We start from the raw sequence: 19,098 nt of genomic DNA on the forward strand, positions 1-19,098 counted from the left end.
GATAGCAACCTATGCGTATTGTATGTGCGCATAAACTATAGGTGCAACACAAGCATATAACAAGATAATTGGACTCCCGTTCTAATGACAGGCTTGAAAAATATTGGACACACACATGTAAAGAGAAAGATCGATGATTCACTTCACCCTGAAGTTCGTTGTGATGCTTCGGTCAAATTATTGAGTCCTTTCGGTGTGTGTCCTGAATGCTCCCATTCGGTGTGTGTCCTGTATGATCCCACTGTATGATCCCTGAATGATCCCCAACCTTAAACAATAGAAGCTGTTTTCTGGGACGGCCTTGTCTAACCCCCATCCTTTTCTAGACACACGGTTAAAAAATTCTGATTTTTAACCAGTTAATCGGCCTATGCGCTGAAACCGTTGACTTTTATGAACCGCAGATCCAGAACAACCGTTGGTTTCCATTGAGCGATAGTCAGCGAGACGGCATCGTTAAGACGCTTAAGCAAGAGCAAACTCTCACCTCGCGTTGATTGGCTATCAACGAGCCAGTGTGGCCTCACCGAGGTAAGTGTCTCAGCAAGTGGCTATTCTCCCACTTGCTGTTGCCAAAGTTTTGCGTATAAGCCTTGCTGGGCAATCAATTCATCGTGTGTGCCGCTTTCGGTCACTTTGCCTTTATCGAGCACAAGAATGTTATCGGCATGACGAATGGTGTTAAGTCGATGGGCAATGCTGATCACGGTTCGCCCGCGGCAAATGTCATCCATATTGCTCATGATGGCGGCTTCAGAGTGATAGTCGAGTGCAGACGTCGCTTCGTCGAGCAATAAGATCCTCGGGTCCACCAATAGGGCTCTTGCTAAAGCAATGCGCTGCCGTTGGCCACCAGACAGGGAGGCACCTTTCTCGCCCACAGGCTGGTTAAAACCGTGAGGCAGCCCTTCAATAAACTCTAACGCCCCCGCTAGTTGTGCGGCATGGCGAACTTCTTCGTCGCTGGCTTGCGGTTGACACAAACGAATGTTGTCCGCCACGCTGCCGGAAAAGAGGATGCTTTCTTGCAATACCACGCTCATGTTGCGACGCAGAGAAACCGGGTCGGCAATCGCTAGATCCATCCCATCGACCAACACTTGTCCATGTTGAGGAACGTATAAGCGCTGTAGTAAACGCGTAAGCGTGCTTTTTCCTGAACCTGAAGGGCCTGTAACGCCAATAAATTGCCCAGGCTTAATCTTGAGGGACAAATTGGCGAGCACTTCTGGTGCATCCTCGTGATAACGAAAACGAATGTTACTAAATTCAATGCCGCCCTCAAGCTCGGGCACTGAGGCTAAACCTTGTTTACTGTTCTCTCTGGGTTCATCGAGAATATCGCCCACGCGTCTTAACGCGATGAGCGTATGCTGAAAATCTTGCCAAATTTGCGCCAGTCTCAAGACCGGCTGCGTGACATGGCCAGCGAGCATGTTGAAGGCCACTAATTGACCGGGTGTAATTTCCCCCTTGAGCACTGCGTTCACGCCCCACCAAAGCAGTAATGCCGCGGTGAGCTTCTGCACCAGAGCGATCGCTTGCCCTGCAACCAGACCGGATTTTTGCGCGTCAAAGCTTCGGTTTAATTGTTGGCTAAGAATACGTTTCCACTGGTCGAGAAAGCGGTGTTCTGTCGCTGTGGTCTTGATGGTTTCAATGCCAGAGATGGCCTCGGTCAAAAATGTGGTGGTATTGGCGTCGGACTCATATTCAGATTCGACTTTTTTGCGGATCAGCGGCCCCGCGATTAGCCACAGCACAAAGTAAACCACCAACGAGCCAATCACCAACCAAGTGAGCGTGCTGGCGTAATGAAACATCACGGCGAGGAACACGGTGACAAAAATCAGATCGAGTAACAGCATCAATGTCGACCCTGTCAGAAACTGGCGGATTTGTGCCATTTCACGTACTCGAGCAATGATCTGTCCGGTTTGACGTTGCTTGAAATAGGTCAATGGCAAACCGACTAAGTGACGATATAGCCGGCCTGAAAGCTCCGCGTTGACTTGGCTAGCAAGGTGGCCAAACACTGTATTTCGTAAATAACTGTATGCTGGTTCGGCAATGGCCAAGGCCAACATGGCAAGAGCCAGCACGTGCAAGCTGGATAAGCTGCGTCCAACCAGCACCTTATCAATGACATTCTCAAACAACATTGGGCTAACGAGGGCAAACACCTGTAGTGCGATGGCGTAAAAAAACACATCACGCAGTTGGCTTTTTTGCCGAAGAATCGATGGGGCAAACCAGCTTAAGCCAAACTTTACCTCTTTGCTGCTTAACTGCTCATCGGCAAGCAGCATGACTTTATGTTTACCCTGAGAGCGGGTTGTCGCAATAGGTTGCGTTTGCAACTGTTGTGTTTGAGGGTCATAAAGCGAGCATGCCCCCTCGCTGATCTGAGTCATGACCTTCCAGCCATGGTCATCTTCGATAAGCGCAGGGAGAGGGAGTGTGTCGAGCGCGGGTGGGCGCAGCGTTGTGATTTGGCTTTTGAGGCCCAGATAGTCGGCAGCTTCTCTCATCTCCATGTCACTTAGGTGGGCATGATTTAAACCTAACGCATGCTTAAGCTGTGAGCTGGAGTATTGCTTGTGGAATTGTTGGCCTGCATAAACCACCGCCTCAACACCCCAGTTATTACGTGGATTTGCTTGCGGTCGATCGTGCTCTGTGGCGTTGCTATTGTCGTGGGCAGATAAAGTGACGGTCATCGCTATCGCTCTCTCAGCGCTTCAGCTTGATATTCTCTAATGGGGCTGAGTAGGTAGTCGATCACTCGTCGCTTATCGGTTTTTATCTCAGCAACCACAGACATGCCTGGGGTGAGCTCAACGGTTTGCCCATCAATAACAATATTGTTTTTCTTGAGTTGTACTTGAGCCGGAAAAACCAGCCCCTGCTGTTCGTCGGTGGTGGAATCTCGAGATATGCTCAGCAGTTCCGCCTCTATGGTGCCGTAGCGGGTATAGGGAAAGGCGTCCACTTTGACGGTGACGGATTGACCTGGATAGACAAACCCCACGTCTTTGTTGAGAATCTGTACTTCTGCAATCTGCACGCTGTTGTCCGGCACTATAATCATCAAATTTTGCGCAGGTTGTAGCACCGCCCCAAGAGTATAGACGCTGAGTTGTTGCACTGTGCCATCGACAGGAGAGCGAATGAGTTCCAACTGCTCGCGCTCACGCACTTTAGACAGTTCTTGATTTAACGAAGCCAGTTGTAATTTAGCTTGGCGGCGCTTTTCAAGCCACTCGCGTTGTTTCTGCGCTTTGAAGCTGGTTTGGCGCTCTTCTAGGCTCTCATACTGAGATTGTAGTATTTGCAGTTGTGCTTGTTGCTGAGCGACTTGACGCTGTACTTCCAGCAGCTCTTTTTCTTGCTCCAGATACTCGACATGGCCAATCACCTTGACTTGATTGAGCCTTTTACGCGCCTCAAGACGTTGACTGATGTTGTCGGTGAGCTGAATGAGCGCATTGATATCGCTTTGTCGCGCTGCTTGAGAGGTAAGGTTGACCTTCATTTCTGCGTGAATGCTGGCCAAAGTGGCCTCAAATTCTCGTTTCTCGCTGAGATAGTTTTCTCTGATCAGTGCTTGTTGTTGTGCTGGCAAGGCTTTGAACATCGGGGCCTCAATCAGAGGTTGCTCGTTGATCAAAGTGCGGTAACGAATCAGTTCATTGGTTTGAAATTCCGATTGAGTGAGCAAACGCATGATGTCTTGATTCACCCCAAGCGTATCTAAGGTCAAGAGTGGCGACCCTTTTTCGACGCGCTGACCATCTCTGACATGGATGTTCATGACGCGGCTTTGTTCATAAGCTTGGATAACCTGAGAGCGCCCCGAGACGACAAACCGACCTGTGGCGGTGGCTTGTACATCCAATTTCCCCCAATAGGCCCAAAGCAATGTAGCGAGTACACCGAGGCTTAATGTGATGGCCGTTAGCCGTGCAAAGGGTGACGGTGGCTTTTGCGCTAAAGCAAGATGCGCAGGCAAAAACTCATAATGGTGTCCGAGACTTTGACGAGGCTGACCTATAGCCAAGAAACGCTTGATGATATGGGTCATGCCGTGGTGTCCTCTTGTTTGAGCTCTTGCTGAAGCTGCCATAACTGTTTGTATTGTTTGCCGTGGGTTAGCAGTTGTTGATGCGAGCCTTGCTCAACAATCGCGCCTTGGTGAAGCACAATGATGCGATCACAATCCCGAACGGTCGATAAGCGATGCGCGATGGTGATCACGGTGCGTCCTTGGGCGATGTTGGCCATGTTGGACTGAATTAACGCCTGTGATTCATCGTCTAAAGCACTGGTGGCTTCATCCAGAATCAAGACCGTTGGATCTGACAACAGTGTTCGTGCAATGGCAAGTCGTTGTCTTTGGCCTCCAGATAGCGATTGTCCGCCTTCGGCTAGAACGGTGTCGTAGCCCAACGGTAATCTGAGGATAAATTCATGTGCGCCAGAGAGCTTTGCCGCTTCAATAATGTCTTCTAAGCGGGCATCGGGTTTAGATTGGGCGATGTTGTCACTTACGCTTTTGTTGAATAAGAAATTGTCCTGTAGTACCACCCCCACTTGCTGTCTCAAGTGTTGAATGTGGAGGTGATTGAGTGGGATGCCATCAATCGTGATGGTGCCTTGTTCTGGGCTATAAAGTCGCAACAATAAGCGGGCTAAAGTACTTTTCCCTGAACCAGAGGTGCCGACGACGCCTAAGGTTTCCCCTGCTCGAATGTCCAGCGACAAGTTGTTGATGGTGGGGGGAATATCTGGCTGGTAGCGAAAGGTGATATTGTTAAAAGAGACCGCGCCTTGCAGTGTAACTTGGTCACTGCCAGTGTGTTGTTCTACTGGCAGGTTGAGCATATCCGCCAGTTTTTCTACGGCGACACGAGTTTGAATAAATTGCCCCCACAAGTCGACCAGGCGCGCTAGAGGTTGTGCGATGTGGTTGGTCATCATATTGAAAGCGATCAATTGACCAATCGTCATTTCAAGAGAGAGAACTTCGGTCGCTCCCAGCCATAAAATGGCGACACTCGTGATTTTTTGCAGTAACTGAACAGCGTGATTGGAGCGGTTATTGAGTTGTTGAACATCGTAACCCGTTGAAACCATTTTTTCGGTTTGTTCATCCCAGCGGCGTATAAATCGCGGTTCAACCGCCAAACTTTTCAACGTTTCACTACCGGCGACGGTTTCGGTCAGAAAGGATGTATTAGCGGCGGCATGTGAAAACTGTTTTTCAACCGCAGCCTGCATTCGTGGTGTTAGCCACCAAGCAAGAAGGGCGTAACAGGGTATGGTGGCGATGAAAAGCCAAGTGAGGGGCCCGGAAAGTACGCTCATGACAAATAGGAAGACGAACATAAACAGCACTTCGACCGTAAGTGTAAACATGGAGCCAGTCAAAAACTCACGTACGGTGTCGAGCTCCCGTACGCGTGTCACAATGGCGCCAACTTGGCGAGATTTGAAAAACATCAATGGTAGGCCAAACAGATGCTTCACCAACTTTAGCCCGAGTTGTATATCAATCCGATTGGCGGTGTGGGCATATTGATATTCACGTAAACCGCGAAGGACCACTTCGAGCACACCGGTAACGACGAGGCCAAATACCAACACATCCAGCGTTGACCATGCTTGGTGAACCAATACTTTGTCCATCACCACTTGGAAAAAAGAGGAGAAATCAGGGCGAGGATCTGCAGGACAAAAGAGAACAACAGGATCTCACTCAAGACTCGTTTATGCTGCAGAAATTCGGGGATGAACCAAGTGATGTCAAATCGTGATTGCGCTTGTTTTACTTCGAGAGACTTTTTGTTCCAAGCTGAATTCAGTTCTTGATATGAAACTATATCCGGATTTTCTTTATTAGGCCTTTGTATTAAACATTTGTCTTTATTAGATTTTGCTAAAATAAATGGTGTGTCTTGTGAATCAAATAAAATAGCAGGGGTTTTAATTTTGTCTATGCTTTTAAATGGTAAATGTTTTTTAGTTATTCTTACGTCGTTTTCTTTTTGTATTTTTTTTAGTTCTTCTTTGTAATTTTTAGCATTTATTAAATTAGCATTTTCTTTTAATAGTTCTCTATTGCCGCTGATGATACTTAAATAAAAGTGGATGCATATCAGCGTCAACCCTTCATTATTTGACATAATTAAATTACTTAGCCGATGTTATTTTCAGCGTCTTGAAAGGAGCTGAATCCTATCACCGCTTGTTAACACGATCAATCACCATTTGTGGATGGTTTACCCGCCAATAGGCTGGTATTGTCTATTTATTGTACTAATTCAATTTGTAATAATGATGAGTGTCTCATTATTGAGTAACTGATGTGATTGTTACATTGATATGGTATTGAGTGAATAATGGACAAAAAAGAAAAGAGTTTTTACTCTAATTTAGTTTATTTAAGTCTATTGATGGCCCATGTTTTCCGATGTAATATTTCGGCACAAAATAACATTACAATAATTATCTATGGCTGAATTTTTATATTTTGCCTTTTAATTTAGCTTTCAGACTGAAAGCCATCTCATTTAAGGATGAGGGGCTTTTACTGCGTCTATTAAAATAAATCGGGGAAATTTATGACTGAGAAGTTTGTTCAAACAGTATCTAGTGTTAACTACAATAAAGGTGTTTTTTCTCTTTATTTCGTAGGTCAGGATCAAAACAATATGGCGAATGGCGTAATGGCTGAAAGCGATAATGATCTTGAACTTAAGCAAGTTGTCCATATGCCTGCCTCTGGATTTATGTACATGGTCTCGATGATTAAGAACATGTTAGAAGATCCAAGAATGGAAGCTGAATTTGACAAGCTAGTGGCAGCCGGTTTTCTGCCAGCAGGTGATGCTGAGGTAAACCAGGCGGAAGAATCACCAGCGGAACCTCTCGTGGAAGAGAAAGCCGCTCCGAAAAAACGCACTTCCCGAGCAAAGAAATAACAGCATATCGGTTGATATAGGGCAGATGTCTATTAAACATCAACCAGCAAATCTCACATTAGCTCAAATCCAGCAGATGATAGGTGGTGTCATGCTGCTGAGTCAGCACTCGCCTCTTCATCGACGATATGTGGTTGCAGAGTGGCAACAGCGTATTATGCCTGCCTTTGAGCTAAACCAGTTTTGCTACTACGAAGATGAGCATGGACGCCCAATTGCATTTTGTAATTGGGCGTTTGTCTCTGAGCAGATCCGAGATGAGCTGTTATCTGGAGTGCGCGAAATATCTCCATCCGACTGGCGTTCTGGCCAGCATATCTACATTCCAGAGATGATTGCTCCATTCGGGCATGGTCGTGAAGTCGTTAACGATCTTCGTCGCCGTGTATTTTTACCGTGGAAGGGGCAGAAAGTCTGCACTGTCCGCGGCAAAGTGGATGCTCAAAATGACCGCTGTATCAGAAAGGTACAGTGGTTTTCTATTTAACTCCTAAACAAGAGTTTGGCTTATGGGAAAACCATTTTGGAGAAGTGTTGAATACTTCTTCACAGGGAACTATTCCGCCGATAATGGTAACAACGATATTGTTGCTATTGGGTTTGGTGGAGAAATCCATGCCTACGGTGGTGATGATCACGTCACCGTCGGATCGATTGGTGCAACGGTTCATACCGGCAGCGGCAACGATACAGTCGTAGGTGGTTCGGCATATCTAAGAGTGGAGGACTCCACTGGGCACCTTTCTGTAAAAGGCGCTGCAGGATATGCAGATATTAACAAAAGTGGCGATGGTAATGTTTCATTCGCTGGAGCTGCTGGCGGTGTATCGATTGACCATTTGGGTCATCACGGTGATGTCAGTTATGGTGGTGCCGCGGCTTACAATAGCGTTAAACGTAAAGGCCTGAGCGGCAACGTCACCTTTAAAGGCGCTGGTGGCTACAATGCCCTTTGGCATGAAACCAACCACGGTAACCTCTCTTTTGCTGGTGCAGGGGCGGGCAATAAATTGGACCGTACTTGGTTTGACCAATATCAAGGCTCTCGAGGGGATGTGTCCTTTGATGGCGCTGGCGCTGCAAACAGCATTAGTTCTCGCGTTGAAACCGGAAACATCACTTTCCGTGGTGCAGGTGCTGATAACCATTTAGTCCGTAAAGGTAAAGTAGGTGACATTACCTTGCAAGGTGCGGGCGCATCAAACCGTATTGAGCGTACGCGCCAAGCGGAAGATGTCTACCAACAAACACACGGTAACATTCTCTTTGAAGGTGTCGGTGGCTACAATAGTCTTTATTCCGATGTTGCACATGGTGATATCCATTTCTCTGGTGGTGGTGCTTATAACACCATTACACGGAAAGGCAGTGGCAGTAGCTTTGATGCTCAGGGTATGGAATATGCCAAAGCGGAAGACATCGTTCTCACCACGGCGAAAATGCATGGTTCATGGATTGGTAGCGGCACTCATACGGTGACCGCTGTAAAATCAGAGCGAGAGCCAAATACTTATCTTTTTGCTATCGCAGATGGTACTTACACTAAAATCAACAAAGTTCGTCTCTCTAACGATCCAAAAACGGGTAAACTCAAATACTATTCTGAAGCTTGGTACAAGCAAGGGAATCATTTATCTGGTCTTGCTCGCTCCGATGTGTCTTCTGCCGGTGGTTTTGAAGTCAACCCAATCAATGGTGGTTACACCCTTTCTAATATTGCCGTTGAACATCAGCAATCGTTAACCGTTCATGCGATGGAGAAAGACCTGACTGAATATGAGTGGGTGACCTACGCCAATGGTGCACTGATTGATGCAAAAGATGTGGTATTGTCAGATGCGAAAATGGGCGGTCACGCTATCTCGACCGATGGGACGAAAGTCGATGTTCAAGCGATTAAATCAAACCGAAAACCAAACACTTATGTTTACGCCAAAGTACTTGGGCCATACACCAAAATTGTGGTGGTTGAACTGGCCAACGACGCCGAGACAGGTGTGCTTAAGTATCAAGCTCGCTCTTGGTACAAAGAAGGTGATCATACCGCAAACTTAGCGAACGAAGATATTTCGTCTGCGAACGGATACCACTCAATGGGTAAAGGCGGTTACTCACTCAGCGCTCTGAACTACAGCGTTAACGCGATAAGAAGCATGAGTGAAACTGTTGCAGATATCGACGAATACACCGATCAAACCTTGTTTAAGCCAGCGACCGATAGCGGTGAAAGCTCTGGTGATGTGCATTTCAGTGGTGCGGGTGGTGGTAACGTCATCAAGTCCAATGTGACGCGCGGCAATGTTTACTTTAATGGTGGTGGTATCGCTAACGTCATCTTACACAGTTCGCAGTTCGGCAATACCGAATTCAACGGTGGTGGTGCGGCAAACGTGATCGTCAAAAGTGGCGAGGAAGGGGATCTCACCTTCCGAGGTGCGGGTTTGGCGAACGTGTTGGTACATCAAAGCAAGCAAGGCAAGATGGATGTTTATGCAGGTGGTGCGGTCAACGTATTGGTTCGTATCGGCGATGGTCAATACCTTGCGCATTTGCTGGCGTACGGCAATATCTCTGTGCACAAAGGGATTGGCAACAGCCGAGTCGCGATGCTGGGTGGTTATAACACCCATACCCAAATCGGTTCTGGCCACGGTTTGTGGTTAGCGGCGGGCGGCTTCAATGTGATGACGCAAGTCGGTAACGGTGAGGTAACATCCGTGCTTGCGGGTGGGGCGAACGTACTAACCAAAGTGGGTGAAGGTGAACTCACCGCAGGCATGTTGGGCGGTGCGAACGTGATGACTCACATTAGTGGAGATGAACAAGCCTCAAACACCACCGCGGTAGCCCTAGGCGGTGCCAACATTCTGACCAAAAAAGGTAAAGGGGATACCCTTGCTGTGATGGGGGGGCGCAAACGTACTGACTCATGTCGGTGATGGCTCAACAACCGGTGTGATGGTGGGTGGTGCGAACATCCTCACCAAAGTGGGTAATGGCGACACGACAGGCATTATGCTTGGGGTTGGCAACGTTCTGACGCACGTTGGTGATGGTCAAACTCTTGGTGTGATGGGGGCGGCAGGCAACATTTTCACCAAAGTGGGCGATGGAACGTCTATTGCGGCTATGATTGGTGCGGGCAATATTTTCACCCATGTGGGCGAGGGGAATGCTTGGGCACTGATGGGTGGCCTAGGTAACGTCTTTACCAAAGTAGGCAACGGTGATGCGTTGGCATTAATGGTGGCAGAAGCTAACGTCTTCACGCACATTGGTGATGGCATGTCAGTGGCGCTGATGCTTGCCAAAGGCAACGTTGCGACCAAAGTGGGCAACGGCACCACACTCGCTGCAATGGTTGGGAACGCCAATATCTTTACTCACATCGGCAATGGCAGCACGTTTGCTGCGATGATTGGTCAAGCCAACGTCATGACCAAAGTCGGTAATGATCTGACAGCGGCGCTGATGGTCGGTAAAGCGAACATCTACACGCATGTCGGCGATGGAACCAGTTTAGGATTGTTCGCCGGTGAAATGAATGTGATGACGAAAGTCGGTAACGGTACAACCTTGGCGGCGATGTTTGGCAAAGCCAACATCATGACGCATGTTGGCGATGGTCTCACGGGCGTGTTAGCACTGGGCGAAGCCAATATTGTCACCAAAGTGGGTGATGATTTCATGGGCGTGGTGGCAGCAGCAAAAGCGAACGTCGTGACTCATGTTGGTGATGCAACAACCGCAGCGGTATTGGCTGGTAAAGGTAATATACTCACCAAAGTGGGCGAAGGCACCACAGTGGGTTTGTTGATATCTGATATCGGCAACGTGATGACCCATGTCGGAGATGGCACGACCATAGGTATTGCCAAAGGCAAGGCCAATATCGTGACCAAGGTCGGCGATGGTTTGGGCATCAATGTCGCTTGGGGGCAAGCTAACGTGTTTACCCAAGTGGGCGACGGTGATCGCTACAACTTTGCCAAAGGTGAAGCCAACATCCTCACCAAAGTGGGGGATGGCCAAGAAGTCTCCGTGGTGCAAGGTAAAGCCAACATCATTACTCATGTGGGCAATGGCGACGACTACACCGGAGCTTGGGGTAAAGCAAACGTCATTACTAAAGTGGGCGATGGCCGCAACGTGGTACTGGCAAAAGGTGAGGCCAACATTGTTACCCAAGTGGGCGATGGTGATAGCTTCAACGCCCTTTGGAGCAAAGGCAACGTCGTGACCAAAGTGGGTGATGGTATGCAGGTGACTGCTGCGAAAGGCAAAGCCAATATCACCACCACGGTCGGTAATGGTTTGAGTGTGACGGCTGCCTACGGTGACGCAAACATCAACACCAAAGTGGGCAATGGTGTTTCTGTTAACGTGGCTTGGGGCAAATACAATATCAACACGAAAGTGGGGGATGGCCTTAATGTTGCCGTAATGAAAGGCAAAGCCAACGCCAATATTCACATCGGTGACGGTCTCAACATCAATGCCTCTTACGCACGAAACAACGTGGCAATTAAAGTCGGTAACGGCGATTTTTACAGCTTAGCGGTTGCATCGAGCAACACCAGCAGCAACAAACTCTCGGCACTGTTTGATAACGTCAAACAAACACTATTGGGTGTCGGTGGCAGCCAGGCCATTAACTACTTGGTTCAAGGTGATGAAGCCTCGACATCCGGCACGCAAAAAGGTCGTGGTGCGATTGCAACACCTGAAATCACCAAGCTGGATGGTTTCCAAATGGATGCCATTGAAGAAGTGGGCTCGGACTTGGGTGATAGCCTAACAGGCAGTGTCACTAAGGTGGATACCCCAGATCTCAACGAGATGGACAATGACCTCAACATTGACGGCGCTTCTGATCACGCTCCGAATCTGATTGTGAATGGTGATTTTGAACAAGGCGATCGTGGTTGGCAATCGACACACGGTGTTGAAGCTTCTTACTCGGGTAGCGTGTATGGCGTGAATGGAGAAGGCCATGGCACACGAGTCACTGAGCTTGATACCCACACCAATACCAGTCTTTATCAAGATTTGACCGATCTTACAGAAGGTGAAGTCATTGCAGTGAGCTTTGATTTTGCAAAACGTGCAGGTCTATCGAATAACGAAGGCATTGAAGTGCTTTGGAACGGTGAAGTCGTCTTCTCATCGTCTGGTGATGCCTCTGCTTGGCAGCAAAAAACCTTAAAACTGACCGCACATGCTGGCAGTAACCGAATCGAATTCAAAGGCACAGGCCACAATGATGGGCTGGGCTATATCTTAGATAATGTCGTGGCGAAATCGGAATCGTCGCCACAAGCCAACGCAGTGAGTGAGCACGCGAAACAAAATCAAGCGTCGCAGAATGCCCTATCAGATAAAGAGCGCGCAGAAGCGGATCGTCAGCGCCTTGAACAAGAAAAGCAGAAACAGCTTGATGCTGTCGCGGGTTCACAAAGTCAATTGGAGTCGACCGACCAACAAGCCATAGAAAATAACGGCCAGGCTCAACGTGATGCAGTGAAAGAAGAATCGGAAGCCGTGACCGCTGAGTTGACAACACTGGCGCAAGGTCTCGATGTACTTGATGGCCAAGCCACGCATACTGGTAAGTCAGGCGAACAATGGCGCAACGATTTTGCCGGCGGTTTGCTCGATGGCGTTCAAAGCCAGATCGACGATGCCAAGCAGCTAGCTAGTGACAAGATGGCGGCGGCGAAGCAGACGCAATCTGACAATAACAGCAAAGTTAAAGATTCTATTGCCAAGTCTGAAGCGGGTGTCGCAAAAGGTGAGCAAAATCGAGCAGGTGCAGAGCAAGACATCGCCGAAGCTAAAGCTGATGCAGAAACACGCAAAGCCGATGCTGTGGCGAAAAGTCACGACGCGAAACAGGCCGAATCTGACGCACACAGCGCCGCAAACGACGCGCAATCGCGTGGTGATCGTGATGCGATGAATGCCGAAAACAAAGCTAACCAAGCACAGAATGATGCGCAAGGGGCGAAGCAAAACGAAGGCGATCGTCCAGACCGTCAAGGCGTGGCTGGCAGCGGCCTTTCGGGTAACGCTCATCGCGTGGAAGGGGCTGGTGAAACGGGCAGTCATGTTAACACCGACAGTCAAACAAACGCTGATGGTCGATTCAGTGATGGCTTGACCGAGCAAGAGCTGGAAGCGTTGGAAGGGGCGACAAACGCCGTGAATCGTCTGCAAATTAACGCAGGTATTCGCAGTAAGAACAGTGGTAGCACCATCACCTCAATGTTCATGGAAGCAAACGCTGACAGCATTGTGGTAGACACTACTGCGTCTCAGGATGTGGTTCGAAAAGAGGTTCGCATTTCTGGGGTGAATTTAGTAGGGCTTGGTGAAGCTTCGCATGACTCTGCTGAATCGCTTGTAGCTGCTCGCGCAGAAAAAGTGGCGAATCTCTATCGTTGGCTAGACACTGATAATGACGTGGCGACGGACAAGTATGTACCAGTCCCTGGCTTTGAACGCGTCGATGCTGATGTCTCTGATGAAGTCAAGCAGCGCATGATTCAATCTATGAGCGGTTACATCGAACACACCGACAATCAAGTACCGAAAGATCAAGCGCAAGCATTAGCCACTTTGTTTGTTGAATCGACGCTCGATTATGACTGGGACAAACGCGTTGAGTTTCTCACTAAGCTTGAGAGCTATGGTTATAGTTTTGAAACGCCACACGCAGAGAAAAGCATTGTTTCCTTCTGGTCTGGTAAAAACTTCAAGCAATACCGAGACGTTCTCGACAATGCCCAGACTGATGGCAAAAAGGTCGTGTACGACATTGATGTTAAAGGCAACGCATTTGCAATCGACCTGAATAAGCATTTAATGCGTTGGGGCGGCCTGTTCCTTGACCCAGATAACGCCGAGCAAAATCAATTGAAATCGTCAATTGATGCAGCAACGTTTAGCAATACGGGGTTTTGGAGTTCAGTCTATGCGACGGGTGCACAACATGATGTGTATGTCATCGCAGAAGGTGGTGTACGTCTTGGTAACTATTTTTGGCATGTTGAGCTACCTGCACTGCGCCAATTGCAGCGTGAAGGTTTGGTTGGTGAAATTCGACTGCTTGATAAGCCAGTATCCGAGTACAAGGATCTACCAGCAGACGAGATTGGACGCCGACTTACCGATGCAGGCGTAGGTGTCAAAGTCCGTTTTGATGCGTTGAGCAGCGCACGACAAGCGGAACTATTGGCAGACAACCCTGATGATTATAGAGCTGACACGCTAGTTGAATTGGACGTTAAACTCAGCGCCATCGACAGCATGTTGCGTGAATCTCTGCCCTTTTACTCACTTCGTACCGAGCGTAATCTCTTGGTGCAAGAAGGCGATGAAGGTTTCGAAGTCCGCTCATGGCCGGGTTCCGATGATAAGAGCAAGACCATCCTTCTGGATAATCCTGAAGATGCCGCTCAACAAAAAGCCATTGAGCGCTTCATTCTAGCAAACTTCGACAATTTCGAGCAGATGCCAGATGAGCTTTTCTTAGTGGACAACAAGGTGCTCTCGCATCACGATGGCCGCACGCGAATTTTGGCTCAGAAAGAAGACGGTGCTTGGACGTACAACACCAACTCAGAGTTGATGTCGGTAACTGAACTACTTGATGCTGCTCATGTAAGCGGTAAAGTGCGTGGTGAAAGCTACCAAAAAGTGATCGATGCTTTGGCTGAGTATCATGCGAGTACAGCTGAACACGCAGACTATGAACTTGAGTCAGTGGAGCAGCTGGTCAACTTACGTAAAAAGATTGAAGGTTATGCTCTGGGCCATCCAGATTCTGGTCGTCTTGAAGCGATGAACTCACTGTTAAATCAGGTTAATTCACGTTTAGAAGAAGTCTCTGTTCTGGCGGTCTCTGAACAAAGCATCAAAGCGCACGATAGTTTTAGCCGTCTATATGATCAGCTTGACAATGCCCACTTAAAACAGAGTAAACATCTGTATCTGGATGGAAATGGCGATTTCGTCACTAAGGGTAAAGGCAATCTTGCCAAGATCGATCAGCTAGGTGGTAGCGATGCTGTACTTGAAAAAGTAAAAGCATCCGTAAGTCATGAATATGGTCAAGCCATCGCCGATACGATCTTCGCTGGGCTTTCTGCCAATGAACTTGCCAAAGATGGCAAAGGCATTGATATCACTGGGTTAAACAGAGTACACCAAGCGCTTGAACAGCATATGTCACCAGTGAGCGCAACCATGTACATTTGGAAGCCGAGTGATCACAGCGCGTTGGGTCACGCCGCATTGCAAATTGGCCAAGGGCGCACGCAGATCTACGCTCAAGCCGCGGCCGACTTCAACAAACAAAATTACGTCAGTTGGTGGCCACTCGGTAGCAAGTCATCCAATATCCGCAATATCTTCAACGTGGCGACAGAATATCAGCCAGATCTCAAACTACGCTGGAGCGACTTCAGTCAACCGGCGCATCAAAATGATACGCTTGAGCATGATATGGCATCGGAAGAAAACGATGGCTTTGGCTTGAACGATGGCGAAACTAAGCTGAAACGCTTTATCGAAAAGCTCAACGCCGCGAAAGGTATTGACGCAGCCTACAAAGATGCCTCTGAAGGTTATGCGAGTGTGCTACTGGGCAATCCGGATATGCTTGTATCGACAGGCATTCCAGCGCATGTTTTCCAGCCATTCGTCGATCAATGGAATGACACCAGCTACGACATGATGGACGTAGCAAACCGTTTTGCTCAAGAGCTACAGAAACAAGCTCAAGCGAGTGGTGATCCAGCCCTTGTGGCAAAACGCATCGACAACGTGGTTCGTCTGTTTGCTGAGAGAGCGCTGGAAGAAATCGAAGCCTTTAAAGCTAGCCAAGCTGATGAAGGTCGAGTGTTCCGCATCAACCTAGAAGGCTTGGATGTGGCGGCGATGCAAGCAGAGTGGAATCGTTTAAGTCACGATCCAGATGCTCGCTATCAGTTGTTGACCAAAAACTGCTCAAGTACAGTCGCAAAAGTGTTAAAAGCGGGTGGGGCTGACAAACTTATCGGTCACACATGGCGACCTAAGTTTGGTGTTTGGACGCCGACAGAGCTTTTCAACTTTGGTCAGGCACTGCAGGAAGCTCAGCTTGAGATTGCCGCGAAGAAGCAAAGTCATCAAGTCAATGATGACCTTGATGCCTTGTCAGGCAGTGAGAAGCATAAAGACAAGGTGGCGATTGAAAATGATGGTACGCCGCCGCGCGATAAAGCATCTCTTAGCCCGCTGACTCGATTCCTCAACAATGAATTATACGGTGAGAAAGACGCGCGTCGTAAGATTGGCGACATCACGCAAACCCTACTTGATCATGCGGTAGAAAAGGGTGAGTCGCAGAAAGTCACCCTGAAAGGGGAAGCGGGCCGTCTAACGGGGTATTACCATCAGGGAACGGCCTCAAGCGACGATGAAACGAGCACGACAAGCGGCAAAGTCGCGTTGTTCCTGCATGGTTCTGGCTCGTCTGCTGAAGAGCAAGCGAGTGCGATTCGCAGCCACTACCAGAAACAAGGTATCGACATGCTCGCAGTCAACCTGCGTGGCTATGGTGAAAGCGATGGCGGACCAAGCGAAAAAGGCTTGTACCAAGACGCTCGCACCATGTTCAACTACTTAGTGAATGACAAGGGTATTGACCCAAGTAACATCATCCTGCACGGCTACTCAATGGGCGGTCCAATTGCCGCTGATTTAGCACGTTATGCTGCGCAAAATGGCCAAGCGGTGTCGGGCTTATTGCTTGATCGACCTATGCCAAGTATGACCAAAGCCATCACCGCTCATGAAGTGGCGAACCCTGCTGGTATTGTGGGTACGATTGCGAAAGCAGTTAACGGCCAATTCTCGGTGGAGAAGAACCTAAAAGGTTTGCCTCAAGAGACACCAATTCTGCTACTCACGGACAACGAAGGTTTGGGTGAAGAAGGCGAGAAACTGCGAGTTAAACTCTCGAATTCAGGATTCAATGTCACTGGTGAGCAAACTTTTTACGGCCATGAAGCAAGCAATCGTTTAATGAGCCAATATACGGGACAAATTGTGTCTGATTTGTTGAATACACAACACATCAAACATAATGAGGCAAAGTTAAACCTAGAACCACACGGCAAGAACTACGAATCCCGAGATCTTATCCTAAAACCAATTTCGCAGCCTGAAACGGTTGAACTTGGCATGCCAGAGGTGGATCAAAAAGTACTAGCAGATATTGCAGAGCGTGAAAATGTGATTATTGGTGTGCGTCCTGTTGACGAGAAATCTAAATCTCTGATTGCATCTAAGATGTACAGCAGTAAAGGTCTCTTCGTTAAAGCCAAAAGTTCTGATTGGGGGCCAATGTCAGGCTTTATCCCCGTAGATCAATCATTTGCAAAAGCATCAGCAAGAAGAGATCTTGAAACGTTTAACCGTCATGCAGAGCAATCTATTCAATCTGGTAATGCGGTAAGTGCCGACTTGTACCTCAATCAAGTTAGGGTAGAAGAGCTGGTCTCCAAATATCACTCACTCACCCCTCTGGAGCTGGATGACCAGAGCGGTATGTATAAAACAACGGCGACCAATGGTGACCAAAGCGTTCCTTTCTTCCTAAATAGGGTGACGGTAGACGGCAATGAGCTATGGCAGGTTCATTACATCACAAATGGGGAATTGGCGCCGTTTAAAGTCATTGGTGATCCGGTCTCAAAGCAGCCGATGACCGCAGATTATGATTTGCTTACTGTGATGTATTCCTATGGAGACCTCGGTCCACAGGATAAGGTAAAACAGCCATTAACATGGCAGCAGTGGAAAGACTCTGTTACGTATGAAGACTTAACGCCTAAATACAAAGAGCTCTATAGCAATGAAGAGCTCTACAACAAGAAAGATGGAGCAAGCCTTGGTAATGTGAGCGGCCGCTTAAAAGAGCTTAAGGATCGGATTAATGTTGATTTAGGTCGAACTAATGGTCTCGAGATGGTTCATCATGGTGCAGATGACGCAAATCCTTATGCCGTTATGGCGGATAACTTCCCTGCTACTTTCTTCGTTCCGAAAAGCTTATTCGCCGAAGATGGCTTAGGAGAAGGCAAGGGCTCGATCCAAACCTATTTTAATGTCAATGAACAGGGTGCAGTGGTCATCCGAAATCCACAGGAGTTTTCTAATTTCCAGCAGGTGACGATCAATGCAAGTTTTCGCGCTTCCTTTAATGATAAGTGGAATCATGGCTTAGATGAGCCCTTATTTACGACCAAGCGTAAACTGTCTCATGAATTTCTAAACAAGAGAGATCAATTACTTAAAAAGTTATCGGGTGGTCGTCTCGACGCTCAGGATGAGACACTGGTGGCGCTTGGTAATCCAGATGATGTGTCAGGTAACAAGGCCATAGTAGCGGTCGATGTATCGCAGATCTTTACTAGGCAAGAACTGAAAGAGAGAGCAAACGTCTTCGCTAAGCCGATTGGTGCATCCTATCAAGGTATTCTCGATCAACTTGATCTTGTTCATCAGACGGTAAGCCGTGATCAAATCGTCGCGAGCTTTGAGCTGAATAAGAAGGTCAATGCCTACATAGCTGAACACCCAACGTCGGGGCGTAATCAAGCGCTAACGCAGTTGAAAGAGCAGATCACCAGTGCCTTGTTTATCGGTAAGATGCAAGTGGCCCAAGTGGATATTGATGCCATTGCGCAAACAAGACCAGAGCTTGCAGCGCGTATCTTTATGGTCGCGATTGAAGAGGCCAACGGTGAACATCGAGGTTTGACGGATATGATGGTTCGTTGGGCCAATGAAGACCCATACTTGGCACCGAAGCAAGGCTACAAAGGCGAAACACCTAATGACCTAGGCTTTGATGCCAAATACCACGTAGATCTCGGTGATCATTACGCTGATTTCAAACAGTGGTTAGAAACGTCTCAGTCGAATGGCTTGTTGAGTAAAGCTACGTTGGATGAATCGACTAAAACGGTTCATCTTGGCTATAGCTATCAAGAACTTCAGGATTTGACGGGTGTAGAATCGGTGCAAATGGCATTCTACTTCTTGAAAGAAGCGGCGAAGAAAGCGG

Annotated in this window: 4 protein-coding genes and 3 pseudogenes; 4 read left to right on the top strand and 3 right to left on the bottom strand. The window is 48.1% G+C overall.

From position 1 onward, the window contains the following. Positions 1 to 551: 551 nt before the first annotated feature. From KW548_20720 to rtxB, 3 genes and pseudogenes are all read right to left on the bottom strand, one after another. On the bottom strand, positions 552 to 2,720 hold the full coding sequence (locus KW548_20720) for a type I secretion system permease/ATPase (GenBank protein ID QXX08102.1): 2,169 nt from the start codon (positions 2,718 to 2,720) through the stop codon (positions 552 to 554). A gap of 2 nt (positions 2,721 to 2,722) precedes the next feature. Continuing rightward, positions 2,723 to 4,126 carry an HlyD family type I secretion periplasmic adaptor subunit gene (locus KW548_20725; protein QXX08103.1) on the bottom strand — a complete coding sequence of 468 codons (1,404 nt, stop codon included), beginning with the start codon at positions 4,124 to 4,126 and terminating at the stop codon, positions 2,723 to 2,725. After that, positions 4,081 to 6,185 (bottom strand): annotated as a pseudogene (rtxB, locus tag KW548_20730) (RTX toxin T1SS ABC transporter subunit RtxB). Before rtxB ends, KW548_20725 begins: the two are co-directional and overlap by 46 nt. 438 nt (positions 6,186 to 6,623) lie before the next feature. Between rtxB and KW548_20735 the strand changes: the two are divergent. The 4 genes and pseudogenes from KW548_20735 (at position 6,624) to KW548_20750 (ending at position 18,332) form a co-directional block, all read left to right on the top strand. Continuing rightward, positions 6,624 to 6,983 carry a peptide chain release factor 1 gene (locus tag KW548_20735; protein ID QXX08104.1) on the top strand — a complete coding sequence of 120 codons (360 nt, stop codon included), beginning with the start codon at positions 6,624 to 6,626 and terminating at the stop codon, positions 6,981 to 6,983. 25 nt (positions 6,984 to 7,008) lie between these two features. Then, positions 7,009 to 7,470, top strand: coding sequence for an RTX toxin-activating lysine-acyltransferase RtxC (rtxC, locus tag KW548_20740; GenBank protein ID QXX08105.1), 462 nt, complete (start codon positions 7,009 to 7,011; stop codon positions 7,468 to 7,470). A gap of 22 nt (positions 7,471 to 7,492) precedes the next feature. Continuing rightward, positions 7,493 to 13,343: pseudogene (gene rtxA / locus KW548_20745) on the top strand (MARTX multifunctional-autoprocessing repeats-in-toxin holotoxin RtxA). Positions 13,344 to 14,282: 939 nt separating this feature from the next. Further along, positions 14,283 to 18,332 (top strand): annotated as a pseudogene (locus KW548_20750) (alpha/beta fold hydrolase). The last annotated feature ends 766 nt before the right edge of the window (positions 18,333 to 19,098 follow it).

The organism is Vibrio neptunius (assembly GCA_019339365.1).
GTDB lineage: Bacteria > Pseudomonadota > Gammaproteobacteria > Enterobacterales > Vibrionaceae > Vibrio > Vibrio neptunius.

Coding starts and splice junctions, on each gene's coding strand:
- KW548_20720 (QXX08102.1), bottom strand. CDS start 2,720: ATGACCGTCACTTTATCTGCCCACGACAATAGCAACGCCACAGAGCAC.
- KW548_20725 (QXX08103.1), bottom strand. CDS start 4,126: ATGGCAGCTTCAGCAAGAGCTCAAACAAGAGGACACCACGGCATGACC.
- KW548_20735 (QXX08104.1), top strand. CDS start 6,624: ATGACTGAGAAGTTTGTTCAAACAGTATCTAGTGTTAACTACAATAAA.
- rtxC (QXX08105.1), top strand. CDS start 7,009: ATGTCTATTAAACATCAACCAGCAAATCTCACATTAGCTCAAATCCAG.